Source organism: Peptoniphilus timonensis JC401 (assembly GCF_000312025.1).
Lineage (GTDB): Bacteria > Bacillota > Clostridia > Tissierellales > Peptoniphilaceae > Peptoniphilus_A > Peptoniphilus_A timonensis.
Genome location: NZ_HE978593.1, coordinates 673,119 through 684,643 on the forward strand (window position 1 = coordinate 673,119; position 11,525 = coordinate 684,643).

The 11,525-nt window shown below is 30.6% G+C and carries 14 protein-coding genes; 2 read left to right on the plus strand and 12 right to left on the minus strand.

What is annotated here, in order from left to right:
• A partial coding sequence (locus tag HGPT_RS08985; protein ID WP_425357419.1) for an insulinase family protein occupies positions 1-689 on the minus strand: 689 nt, incomplete at its 3' end.
• 267 nt (positions 690-956) lie between these two features.
• Between HGPT_RS08985 and HGPT_RS09765 the strand changes: the two genes are divergently transcribed.
• The gene (locus tag HGPT_RS09765; protein WP_019138445.1) at positions 957-1,514 is read left to right on the plus strand and encodes an oleate hydratase; all 558 of its coding nucleotides are present in this window, start codon (positions 957-959) and stop codon (positions 1,512-1,514) included.
• 31 nt (positions 1,515-1,545) lie between these two features.
• Positions 1,546-2,475, plus strand: a complete 930-nt coding sequence (locus HGPT_RS09770) for a hypothetical protein (RefSeq protein WP_019138446.1) — start codon at positions 1,546-1,548, stop codon at positions 2,473-2,475.
• Positions 2,476-2,584: 109 nt separating this feature from the next.
• On the opposite strand, the gene tsaD is transcribed toward HGPT_RS09770, so the two are convergent.
• From tsaD to HGPT_RS10340, 11 genes are all read right to left on the minus strand, one after another.
• Entirely contained in the window at positions 2,585-3,583 is a 999-nt protein-coding gene (tsaD, locus tag HGPT_RS03275) for a tRNA (adenosine(37)-N6)-threonylcarbamoyltransferase complex transferase subunit TsaD (RefSeq protein ID WP_019138447.1), read from the minus strand.
• Positions 3,584-3,587: 4 nt separating this feature from the next.
• Entirely contained in the window at positions 3,588-4,022 is a 435-nt protein-coding gene (rimI, locus tag HGPT_RS03280; RefSeq protein WP_019138448.1) for a ribosomal protein S18-alanine N-acetyltransferase, read from the minus strand.
• The gene (tsaB, locus tag HGPT_RS03285; RefSeq protein WP_019138449.1) at positions 3,994-4,668 is read right to left on the minus strand and encodes a tRNA (adenosine(37)-N6)-threonylcarbamoyltransferase complex dimerization subunit type 1 TsaB; all 675 of its coding nucleotides are present in this window, start codon (positions 4,666-4,668) and stop codon (positions 3,994-3,996) included. The genes rimI and tsaB overlap by 29 nt, the downstream gene beginning before the upstream one ends.
• Positions 4,649-5,107, minus strand: a complete 459-nt coding sequence (gene tsaE / locus HGPT_RS03290) for a tRNA (adenosine(37)-N6)-threonylcarbamoyltransferase complex ATPase subunit type 1 TsaE (protein WP_019138450.1) — start codon at positions 5,105-5,107, stop codon at positions 4,649-4,651. The genes tsaB and tsaE overlap by 20 nt, the downstream gene beginning before the upstream one ends.
• Positions 5,091-5,624, minus strand: a complete 534-nt coding sequence (locus HGPT_RS03295) for a nitroreductase family protein (RefSeq protein ID WP_019138451.1) — start codon at positions 5,622-5,624, stop codon at positions 5,091-5,093. The genes tsaE and HGPT_RS03295 overlap by 17 nt, the downstream gene beginning before the upstream one ends.
• 75 nt (positions 5,625-5,699) lie before the next feature.
• Complete coding sequence (locus tag HGPT_RS03300) at positions 5,700-7,943, minus strand: DUF3160 domain-containing protein (RefSeq protein ID WP_019138452.1); 2,244 nt, start codon at positions 7,941-7,943, stop codon at positions 5,700-5,702.
• A complete protein-coding gene (locus tag HGPT_RS03305; RefSeq protein WP_019138453.1) occupies positions 7,934-8,314 on the minus strand; it encodes a hypothetical protein in 381 nt (126 codons plus the stop codon). The genes HGPT_RS03300 and HGPT_RS03305 overlap by 10 nt, the downstream gene beginning before the upstream one ends.
• 425 nt (positions 8,315-8,739) lie before the next feature.
• Positions 8,740-9,216, minus strand: a complete 477-nt coding sequence (locus tag HGPT_RS09775) for a S1 RNA-binding domain-containing protein (RefSeq protein ID WP_245544098.1) — start codon at positions 9,214-9,216, stop codon at positions 8,740-8,742.
• A gap of 8 nt (positions 9,217-9,224) precedes the next feature.
• Positions 9,225-10,820: a 4-hydroxy-3-methylbut-2-enyl diphosphate reductase gene (gene ispH, locus HGPT_RS03310; RefSeq protein WP_245544099.1), complete on the minus strand. Its 1,596-nt coding sequence runs from the start codon at positions 10,818-10,820 to the stop codon at positions 9,225-9,227.
• Positions 10,805-11,395 carry a lysophospholipid acyltransferase family protein gene (locus HGPT_RS03315; protein ID WP_019138454.1) on the minus strand — a complete coding sequence of 197 codons (591 nt, stop codon included), beginning with the start codon at positions 11,393-11,395 and terminating at the stop codon, positions 10,805-10,807. Before HGPT_RS03315 ends, ispH begins: the two co-directional genes overlap by 16 nt.
• A 3-nt stretch (positions 11,396-11,398) precedes the next feature.
• Positions 11,399-11,525, minus strand: a 127-nt coding sequence (locus HGPT_RS10340; RefSeq protein WP_172633939.1) for a (d)CMP kinase, incomplete at its 5' end; no start/stop codon positions are given.

Sequence of the window (11,525 nt, forward strand, 5' to 3'; positions counted from 1 at the left end):
GTCCATCCCTTAGAAAGATAGTCTATATCATCTTTCATTTCTTCTTTTGAGGCAGAAAAAGTAATATCAACATCCTTAGTTTCCTTTAGGTCTTCATTTAAAATAATTTTAGAATTTATATCTTTTTTATCAAAGTCAGACAAATAATTTTTATCTATAAAATCTAGTGCTTCTTCCATATTTTGATTTCCATATAAGTAAATGTAAGAGTTTGATGGATGATAGTACTTCTTATGATAATTTTTAAATTCTTCATAAGTTAAACTAGGAATTAACTTTGGATCTCCACCAGAATCAACACCATAACTTGAATCTTCGTGAAGAGCAAATATCATGGCATCAGATACAATATTTTCAGAAGAAGAATAAACTCCCTTCATTTCATTGTAAACTACGCCATTGTATTTTAAATCATCATTTTTATCCTTTAATTCATAATGCCAGCCTTCTTGAAGAAATATTTTTTCTTCCTCATAAATACTTGGATAAAAAACGGCATCAAGATAAACATCCATTAAGTTGTAAAAGTCTTTTTCATTCCTACTTGATACTGGATAAATTGTCTTGTCTGGAAAAGTCATAGCATTTAAAAAAGTTTGTAGAGATGACTTAATAAGATCCATAAAAGGCTCTTTAGTTCTAAATTTTCTAGAACCTGAAAGAACACAGTGTTCAACAATATGACACACGCCGTTGCCTATTTCTGGCGGAGTTCTAAAACCTATACCAAAGGCCTTATTGTCATCATTGTTTTCAAGAGTTAAGACTCTTGCTCCTGTTTTTTATATGAGTATAGACTTTGCAATTTGATGCAACCTCGTCTATATATTTTTCTTCGATTAATTTATAATTATTCACATTAATCCCTCCAATCATCATTATACTTGTTAAAAAACAATTTAACAAATTAGAATTAAGAGATCCTATATTGGGTAAAAGCTTAGTGAGGTGAGTATATGTCAAAAAAAGATGACATCAAAAAATTAGCTCTTGCAGCTGCAACTATTTCTGCTGCAATATTTGCTGCGAAAAAAGTTTCTGATGAAGAAGTAAAAGTCCTCATGCCAAATCGTGACGAAAATTCTCTTGCCTACCTCTTGGGAGATGGCTTTGGCAACTTGGCCCTTGCTTACGGGCTTATCAATCATGCAAACTTAGATCCAAAAAATATAAATATTTATACAAAGCACTTTAATGAATTTGTAAAAATTTCTGAAGGCGAAAATAATTACATTAATTTTGACGATAGATTTTCAGAATTCAACTTTAAGAATACTTTTGAACTTTTAAAAAATATATTGAGTGAAGAAGAAATTATTGAAATTAAAGAAAAAATTGCAAAAAAAGAAAATCCAAAAATTTTGGATTTATCACTTAATTCATCTTCTAAAATAAATGAAGTTAATGAGACAAGTAAGAAAAAACTATACAAACTGCTCTTATCTCCTCTTGATATAGACAGTGGAGAAAGCATAGAAAAATATTTCCTTTTTTCAGTATTTTTTAAATTCTAATTTATTTTATTATTTGGCAAATATTTATAATTTGAAATCTAAAAGCCCAGTTTTTGAATTAAAAGAAGCTTTAATCGATTATATAGGTTCAGCATCTTATTTTAACTTAGACACAGATAAAATTTATAAAAAACTTCGTGCATATCTAGAAGTTAAGGGTGTAAACTTTTTTGATGGCTATAAGTTTATTGAGTTTTCTTCTTCCAAGTCCTATGTGGATAAACTTGTCTTTGAAAAAGATGAGCAAATAGAAGAAGTTTACACTGATTTAAAAGATATAATTTCTATAGAATCGCCAACTTTTTTAGATAATCTATCCCTTGGAAACATTAAAGAACTTCCAAAAAATATTTTAAACAGCTATTATTCAAAGGAAAAAATTATTGGTCAAAATATTTACAGGGAAATCCAAGGAAAGACATCTGATTCATCAATTTTATATGTTAACTTCGAATTTAAGGATTCAATTTTTATAAATAATCTGAGAAAAGATTTAAGAGATTCTGACTTCTTTATTTTTAAAATAAAATCTGGTATTTCTGTCAAAATTTTGGACAATAATATAATTTTAAAAATACTAAATCCAAGCAAAAATTCAATTTTTGTGGGAGATGTATTTAAAGCCTTAAATGGAGAAGACTTTTTCTTTGAACTAATTAAGTTATTTGGACTAGAAGATAAATACGCAGAGCTAAGATTTAATCTTAAAAATGTTTCTATTTCAATTTTAGAAAATTACAAAAAAATTCCTGGAGAAGTTTACAAGAGAAATGTAAATCAAATATCTAATTTGTTTTTCCTTTCTTCAAAAATTTCTGACTTTGGAGAACTATATTCAGTAGAAAAATTAATTCAAGAAGGCTTAAAAAATGCCCACGATATTATGGGCATTGAACATCTAGAAGTTCATGAAAAAAGTATTTCAAAAATGGAAATTTTGAAATTTATAAATAGCTTATAATTTTATTACTAAAATTTAATCAAAAGAAAAAGAAGTGCATCTTGGCACTTCTTTTTCTTTGAATTTCTAAAATTTATCCCATTTGATTTTCGTCTAAAAAAATATAAAACTATTCTAATCCCAAATTTGGATTTGCAAAATTTTCTTTTTCAACTTTGCCAGATATATATTCATAGTAAGCAGCCGATGCAATCATGGCTGCATTGTCTGTGCAAAGTTTTAATTCTGGATAAAAAATCTTCACATTTTCTTCTTTTCCCTTTTCTTCAAAGGCCTCTCTTATCCTAGAATTTGCAGAAACTCCACCGCACAAGACAATTTTGTCCATATTTTTTTCTCTTGCCAATCTAAAAGATTTTTCAAGTAGTACATCGACGACAGCTTCTTGAAAAGATTTACAAACATCTTCTATAATTATCTCTTCTCCACGAAGTTTTGTTGAATTTAAATAATTTAAGACTGCAGTTTTGAGTCCAGAAAAAGAAAAATTATAGTTATCTTCTTTTATCATAACTCTAGGAAAATCTATTGTTTCTTTGCCTTCTCTTGCAAGTTTATCTACTATAGGACCACCTGGATAACCAATGCCCATGGATCTTGCAACTTTGTCAAAAGCTTCTCCCACTGCATCATCAACTGTCCTCCCATGAAGAGTAAAGTCAACATAATCTTTTACCTCAATTAAATATGTGTGTCCACCAGAAATAATTAATCCTATAAAAGGCGGCTCTAAGTCTTTAAAAGAAATATAATTTGCACACACATGACCTACAATGTGATTTACTCCAACAAAGGGTTTATTTGTCGCAAGAGCAAGAGTCTTTCCAGCACTTAGTCCAACTAAAAGAGCTCCAATAAGACCAGGCCCCTTAGTAGCTGCAATAATATCTATATCTTTTAAAGAAACTCCCGCTTCATCAAGTCCTTCTTTTAAGACTGTATTTATGGCCTCAACGTGTTGTCTCGATGCAATCTCTGGAACTACTCCTCCAAATTTTTTATGAGTATCAATTTGTGATGCAATTACATTTGAAAAAACTTTTCTGCCATCTTCTACCACTGCAACAGAAGTTTCATCACAAGAAGATTCCACTGCCAATACTTTCATCTCATCACTCCCTCCACATTATATAAGCATCCCTATTTAAGCCGTAATAATTTTTTCTTTCTCCTACAATTTCAAAATCATGTTTTTTATAAAGATTAAAGGCTACCTCATTGGTTTTTTCAACTTCTAGGGTCATCTTAAAATTTTCTTTTTCAGCAATTTTTATAAGTCCCTCAAAGAGGTCATTTCCAATATTTTGCCCTCGAAATTTTTTTGCAACAGCAACATTTCCTATATGAATTTCATCATAAATTTTCATAAAAGAAATGTAGCCTGCCAAATCTTCATCCACATCAACAAGCAAAATATCTGAAAGTTCATCATTAACAATGGCATTTTCAATAGATTTCTTTGACCATGGATTTTCGAAACTTTCAACTTCTATTTCATGAATTTTTTCAATATCATTCTTATTTGCTAGTCTCGTTCTTTTTATCATATTGAGCCTCAGCTTGTGAAAGTTTTAAATAATTTGGTACAAGACTAAATATATCCATTGGTCCTTTATTTTTAAATTCAATTAAGCCCAATTTGGCAATATTTATTCCTCTCATGCCTTTATTTTTAGATAATTTTGCATTTTTTATTTCATCAACATATTTTTCTGCATCTAAACCAGCAATAGTTATTTCATCGTATTTATCTAATTCTTCCTTAAATTTCTCAAAAGGAAGCAAAGAATCTTCAAATAAAACTTCTGGATTTTCCTCATTATTTATAATTGACGCATAGACATTGCCTCGTCTTGCATCAATTATAGTTGCAACGTTTCCATAATCAGACATTCCATTTGCCACAAGAGAAGACACTCCAATTAAATCCTTGTCTAGAGAAAATGCCAATACCTTTGCTATTGTAATTCCAATTCTTAATCCTGTAAAAGACCCAGGTCCAATTCCAACAGCTATTAAATCTAAATCCTCTAGATTAAAATCAAACTTTTTAAAAATTTCTTCAATCATATCTGTTACCGATTCAGAATGAGAAACTAGGCCTCTTAAATTGTATTCTGCTAGAACTTCTTCATCTTCAATTAAGCCAACTGAAGTTGTCTTTGTGGAAGTATCAATTCCCAAAACTTTCATCTAATTTCTCCTTAATATCATCAAATCTATTTCCAAGGTATTTTATATCCAGTATTCTCTTATCGTCCTTAGAACTTATATTAATTTCCATATATTCCTCTGGCAGAGCATCTCTAATTTTATCAGCCCATTCCACAATAGTCACTCCATCAGAATAAAAATACTCATCAAAGCCAAGATATTCTACATCAATTTTATCATCAAGTCTATAAGTATCTATGTGATATAAATTTATATCCCCATAATATTCATTGACAATAGTAAAAGTTGGACTTGTTACATAATCATCTATGCCAAGTCCCTTGGCAATGGACTTTGTAAGAGTGGTCTTGCCTGCTCCTAGATCTCCATTAAGACATAAGACATCACCTGGTCTTAAATTTTCTCCAAGAAAGATTCCAAATTTTTCAGTTTCTTCTAAATTATTTAAGTTTATCATGTAAATCCTCAAATACATTTTCAGAATAGTCAAAGGGAACTTTTTCTGATTTTTCTTCAGCTGGATGACCAATGCCAATTATGCATTCAACATCAAATTTATCTTCAAGATCAAAGAATTCATGCAAAAATTCTTGAGCAGAGATTCCACTTTCGTGTTTGGAATCTGTCACGTTTGCCCAAGTTGCCCCAAGATCCAAGTCAGCTGCTGCAAGTAAAATATATGTTGCAGCAATAGATGCATCTTGGTGGTTTGTATTTGGTGCAATCTCGCTATCTGTTACTATGGCAATAGCCACATCAGCGCCAGCCAAGAACTTGGCACTATTTATTTTAAAATCAGAAAGATCTTCTAATCTTTTTTTATCTCTTATCACAATATATCTAACTGGGTTTCTGTTTTTTGCCGTTGGGGCATGAAGTGCAATAGTTAATATTTCCTTTAAGTCTTCTTCAGAAACTTTTTCATCAGTAAATTTTCTTATACTTCTTCTCTTTTCAACTAAATCTAAAAGCATATTATCACCTCAAAATATTATAACACATAGTAATTTCAAATTTAAAAAGAAAAAAGAGGGACTAGCCCTCTTTAACTATTCTTTATACATGCTTTCTTCATAATCTGGTCCATAACTATGATATTCTATTGCTTTCTTTTCTTCTGTCACAAGGTCCTTGTACCAAGTTGGAAAATCTGTCTTTTCATCGTAAACCATCTTTTGCCAATCTTCATCAGTAAGTCTTTCTTTGTTTAAAAATTCGTAATAAGAGAAAGTTGCTCCTCTACCCATGTAAAGTTTTCCTTGGTGAGGATAGATTACAAAAATTTCCATAGGCTTTCCTGTTCCAATGTGAGATATGTCTCCTTCTGGAAGACCCACGCTATTTTTCACAACTCTCATTAAGTCAACTACAACTGGCATTCTTCTATCCGTTGCACTTTCTATTTCATACCAATACATAACTTCATTTTCATCAGAAGACTCAACAAAATCCACCATTATCCTTTCCATTTCTCCACCAATATAAAGTAAGTCATTAATTTCATCTTCTGTAAGAGGCTCATTTTGAAGTTCCTTAATAGATATATCTCTAAACTTCACTACCATGGCTTGGAAATTATTTATTTTTTCTTCATACTTTTCACTTAGCATTTGGCGATCCTTTAAATTAACCTTTGTAAATTCAAGTAACCAATTTAATTTTTCGTAAAGCTCAACATTTGGTTCAACATAGGATTTTGGAATTTCCATATCTCCTCCACCACCCATTTCTGCCATGAGAGCCTTGCCATATAGGACTGTGTCGTGTTTTAACTCTGCAAAGGAACCAAGAGCAGATACTAAATCCTTTCTTTCCCAAGCCTCATTTTTCATAAAGGTTGGATAGCCTTCGCCAAATTTTTGGTCATAGGACTTTAGCATCCATAGCCAGCCGCGATACATATTTTTTTGCCAATCTAAGTCTTTCATCTTTTTCACAGTAGAAATATTTTCTTGACTTCTCTCTTTGTATTTATCCCAGTGAGAATTATAAGGATCTTCCTTTTGAACTTCCCAAGCTTTTTCATTTCCAAAGGCAGTCATAAGGTCAAGACCAGAATAAATTGGTCTATCAGATGGCTTGTTTGGACCAGCAATGTCAACTACATTTTGCATTAGTACGCTATCCATAACTGCCCTTTGTGGCATAAATCTAAAGGACTTACCCATAAAGCCTGCAACTTGTGGATCTGGATATTCTTTCAAAAGTTCATAGGCACTATTTAAATTCTTTTCATCATCTAATTTATTAATGTCAAAATCTTTTCCGTAGACTCCATAAAGGGTCCTTGCATACTCTCTTATAGAAAGGTCGTCAGCAGATTCAACTAAAAAGTCAATTGGCTCAACTAAATCTTCCCAAGTTTTTAAAATTTCAGGATTTTTATAAATTGAGTGAGTGAGAAGCATTCCTTGCAAGATTCCATCTTCATTTGGGCCTTCATCGTTATCAATAAATAGACCAACTTGTCCAAAGTACATTGTTCCCTTAAAATATTTCTTTAATTCTTCACTTCTTGTGTAGTGGCCCCTTGGCTTTATTTGTGAATAGTCAACGTCCCTTCCACTTATATTAGATGACCAAACTTCTTCTTGTGATACATTTTTCATCTCTTCGTCAACTAATTCTTTTGCCTTTCCTGGCAAATTTTCCGGCTCGCTTCCCAAAAGCTTAAGTCCAGTTGCTATAAAAGCAATGTTTTTATATTGAATTTCCTTTAATCTTTCGTTTTTTATTTCACTCAAAAGATTAATATTCTCTTCAAGTAATTTTTTATTAAGGTCTATAGACTTTGGATATAGCTCATCTTTTTCCAAATTTCTCAAGAATCCATCATAAAAAATATGAAAAATGTGAGTTACCGAATCTGTTGTCACAAAGCTCGCCAAGAATTTGTACTCGTTGTCTTCATAAATTTGGTGAATTTGGTCAAATTCGTAATTCCATGCTTCTTCACTGTATTCGTTGTATTCTAAATTTTTTGGCTTTGTGATTACAAATCCATTCTTTAATAACATTTCTTTTTGCTTTTCTGTAAAATCTCCAAATTCAGAAAAATTTACTACATTAGAAAAATCTTCTGCAATTTTATAATCTTCAAGACTTGGTGTAAAATCAGAAAGCTTATAATCAATATAAGTTGTTTTATTTTCCATTTCATCTAAAAATTTAGTATCTTGAAGCTCAATCTTCGCTGTTTCTTTTTCTGGCAAAGTCGATTTATCATTCTTACAAGCTGTTAAAAGCAAAAGTGCCAAAAGTGAAGTAACAAGTATTTTTTTCTTTACTTCCATTTAATTTCATCTCCTTCTAAATATAATTCTCTTTCAATACCATCTATCTCAACTTTTTTCTCCTTGTCCAAAAACTTCGGTTCATCCTTTAAGACTTTGCTTCCATAATTTCTCTCGACAGCAAAATTAGTCCAGTCATAGACACCAAATAAATAATTTCCATCAATATTTTTTTCAATGGCAATGATTTCGTCATATTTATCGCCATCAATATCACACAAGTTAAAATCTTTTATGGGATTATATAGCCTTGAAATTCTAAGTTTTGGCTTTAACTTTTCATTTTCAAAATCAATATTGTAGAGAAAACATCTCTTGTCGAATTTATCATCAAAGGGTGTCTTTTTGTAAACTCCAAGTGCAAGCTCCACCTCACCTCCGTCCACATTACAAAAATCAACTTTCCAAGCCTTTAAATCATCTACATCAATAAAAAACTCCTTGCCCTTATTTTTAATCTTTAATTCACTTCCATATTTGTTATCATGAGAAATAATTTGAATAGAAACATTATCTCTAGTATCACTATCTAAAACAGTTTCTTTTTTCTCCCATGCAAGCGGTCAAAAAAATAAGTAAAAATATTAAGTATCTCATAAGATAATTATAACATTTAATTTAACGATTTAATTATATAAAGTTTTATTTTAAAAAATTTTTAAATTTACTAATTAAATTTTTTACCTCTATTTAAAAAATCGTAAAACAAAAAACCCAGGAATTTTTCCTGAGTTTTTCTATAGTTTCAAAAGATTCTTTTATGAATCTCTTTATATTTAAAATTTAAATAGAATTATTATTCGTTATCTGTATTTTCTTCAGTTGCATCTTCATCGATTAGATCAGCGTCAAGATTTGCATCTGAGAAGTTAAGTCCTAGCATTTCTCCAATAGTCATGTTGAAGTCATCTTGTTTAGGTTCTTCAATTTTCTTTTCTTTCTTAGGAGCTTTTCTTTCTCTTCTAGGTTTTCTTTCTTTTGGTTTAGCTTCTTCTTCTTTTTCTTCAGGTTCAATTAGAGCCTTAATTGAAAGAGAAATTTTTTGATTTTCTTCATCAATATCAGTTACTTTTACTGTAACTTCTTCGCCAATAGAAAGTTTATCTTGAGGTTTTTCAACGTGTTCTCTTGAAATTTGAGAAACGTGAAGAAGACCGTCAACGCCTTGTTCAAGTCTTACAAAAGCACCAAAGTCAAGAAGGTTTACAACTTTACCCTTAACTACATCTCCAACTTTAACTTCTTTAGTAAATACATCCCATGGTTTTTCCATAGTTTGTTTCAAGCCAAGTGCAATTCTATTTTTTCTTTATCTACATTAAGAACTTGTACTTTTACAACTTCTCCTGGTGATACAACATCTTGTGGGTGTTTAACTCTATTCCAAGAAAGTTCAGATATATGGATAAGTCCATCTACTCCTCCAACATCTACGAATGCACCAAAGTTAGTTAATCTTTGTACAGTTCCTTCGATAATATCTCCTTCGTGAAGATTTTCGTATACTTCGTCACGAACTTTATCTAGTTCTTCTTGAAGTACATTTTTTCTTGAAAGAACAATTCTTCTCTTTCTCTTATCAAAATCGATAATTTCAGTTTCGAATTCTTCTCCAATGAATTTGCTTAAATCTTTTTGGAATCTAACAGAAACATGAGATGCTGGTATAAATGCATTAAGTCCTCTGTAATCTGCAGTAAGTCCGCCCTTTACTTGGTTCTTAACAGTTACTGTTATATTTTCCTTGTTGTTATAAAGTTCTTCAACTTCATCCCAAACCTTCATGTCAGCAACTCTCTTTGTTGAAAGAACAACATTGCCGTCTCCATCATCCATCTTTAGAACATAAACATCAATTTCTTGTCCTTGTTCATAAAGATCTTGAGGATTTACATCTGGTCCTCCTGCAAGTTCATCTCTCGAAATGATACCATCTGATCTGTATCCAAGATTTACCATTACTTCTGAATCAGTTATATATAAAACTTCTCCAGTTACTACTTCACCACGTCTAATTCTCTTAAAAGAATTATCAATGGCTTCCATCATCTCACCTTTGTCAAAATTTTCCATCCTACTAACAGCCTCCTTGATTACCGAATCCGGTGTGGATGCTCCGGCGGTAATACCTATTTTATTAAATTTTTTAAATATATTTAAATCAATATCTCTAATGGACTGAATTAAAAATACATTTTTACAATTTAATTTTGCAATTTCTGCAAGTTTTTTTGTATTAGAAGATTTTTTGCCGCCTAATACAATTAAAGCGTCAACTTTTTTTGATAAATCCCTAACACTCTCTTGTCTCTCGAAAGTTGCATTACATATAGTATTATAAACTAAAACTTCATCTTTTGAAATATCTTTTATAATATTTATTGCTTTTTCGAAAAAATCTACATTATTTGTAGTTTGTGAGACCACGACAAGTTTTCCTTCAGGAACTTTTATATCTTCCAAGTCTGAAATTATTGTTGCAGAATCATTGCATCTGGAATTGATCCCTATTACTTCAGGGTGTTTATCATTCCCAATAATTACTATATTATAACCTTTTTTATAGAAATTATCCACTATATTATAAACTTTTTCTACCTTTGGACAAACACAATTTATTATTTCATTGTTCTTTTCTTTTAAGTCCTCTAATATATTTTTATGGACTCCATGACTTCTTATAATTACCTTTGAATTTTCTACATCTGTATCATCAATTGTCTTTACGCCTTTATCTCCTAAATCTTTTACGATTTTTTCATTGTGAACAAGATCACCATAAGAGTAAACTCCATCTTTTGCATTGTCAAAAGCCATTTTAACAGCTCTTTTTACTCCACCACAAAATCCATATCTATCAGCTACAATAATTTCCATTTTATTTCATCACCATATACGATTCTCATTATGTCTTGAGAAATATTTTCTAAATCTTCATTAGAATATTTAATCTCTTTATTAATTTTTACAGGTTTTCTAAAATAAATTCTTGTCTTTTTAAAGGGCTTGTAATCACCTTCTATAAAGACTGGCAAAATCTCTGAATTTGTCTTTTGTGCTATAAGAGCAATACCTGATTTTATCTTTGTATAATCTACTTCTTTAACTCTAGTTCCTTCAGGAAATATACCAAGCACATTTTCGCTTTTTAAAATTTTTAGAGATTTTTTTATGGCTCCAAGATCATTTCCCTCTCTATCAATGGGAAAAGCACCGAGCTTATCTAAAAATCCTCCAAATAATTTACTTTGAAAAAGTTCCTTTTTTGCCATCCAAAAAATTTGTCTATCAAAAACTGCAGATATGGCAACTGGATCAAGATTGCTCTTGTGATTTCCACAAATTATAAGTCTTTTATCCTCCTGCGGAATATTTTCTTTTCCTATAACTTCAATCCTATAAATGTGTTTGGCAATAAATCCCACAATACTTTTTACAGTAAAATAAAACATAGGTCACCTTTTTATATAAGAAATTATTTTTTCAATTGTTTCTTCTGCATTTAAATCAGTACTGTCAATTAAAATTGCATCATCAGTTTTAATTAGAGGAGAATTTTCTCTGTGAGAGTCATTATAATCT

What these genes read in the sequence shown, in the direction of transcription:
- tsaB (WP_019138449.1), bottom strand. Translation starts at nt 4,668, where the DNA reads ATGAAAGTTTTGGGAATTGATACTTCCACAAAGACAACTTCAGTTGGC.
- ispH (WP_245544099.1), bottom strand. Translation starts at nt 10,820, where the DNA reads ATGGAAATTATTGTAGCTGATAGATATGGATTTTGTGGTGGAGTAAAA.
- HGPT_RS03295 (WP_019138451.1), bottom strand. Translation starts at nt 5,624, where the DNA reads ATGCTTTTAGATTTAGTTGAAAAGAGAAGAAGTATAAGAAAATTTACT.
- HGPT_RS03315 (WP_019138454.1), bottom strand. Translation starts at nt 11,395, where the DNA reads ATGTTTTATTTTACTGTAAAAAGTATTGTGGGATTTATTGCCAAACAC.
- HGPT_RS09775 (WP_245544098.1), bottom strand. Translation starts at nt 9,216, where the DNA reads ATGGAAAAACCATGGGATGTATTTACTAAAGAAGTTAAAGTTGGAGAT.
- tsaE (WP_019138450.1), bottom strand. Translation starts at nt 5,107, where the DNA reads ATGATAAACTTAAATAATTTAGAAGAAACTGAAAAATTTGGAATCTTT.
- HGPT_RS03300 (WP_019138452.1), bottom strand. Translation starts at nt 7,943, where the DNA reads ATGGAAGTAAAGAAAAAAATACTTGTTACTTCACTTTTGGCACTTTTG.
- HGPT_RS09765 (WP_019138445.1), top strand. Translation starts at nt 957, where the DNA reads ATGTCAAAAAAAGATGACATCAAAAAATTAGCTCTTGCAGCTGCAACT.
- rimI (WP_019138448.1), bottom strand. Translation starts at nt 4,022, where the DNA reads ATGATAAAAAGAACGAGACTAGCAAATAAGAATGATATTGAAAAAATT.
- tsaD (WP_019138447.1), bottom strand. Translation starts at nt 3,583, where the DNA reads ATGAAAGTATTGGCAGTGGAATCTTCTTGTGATGAAACTTCTGTTGCA.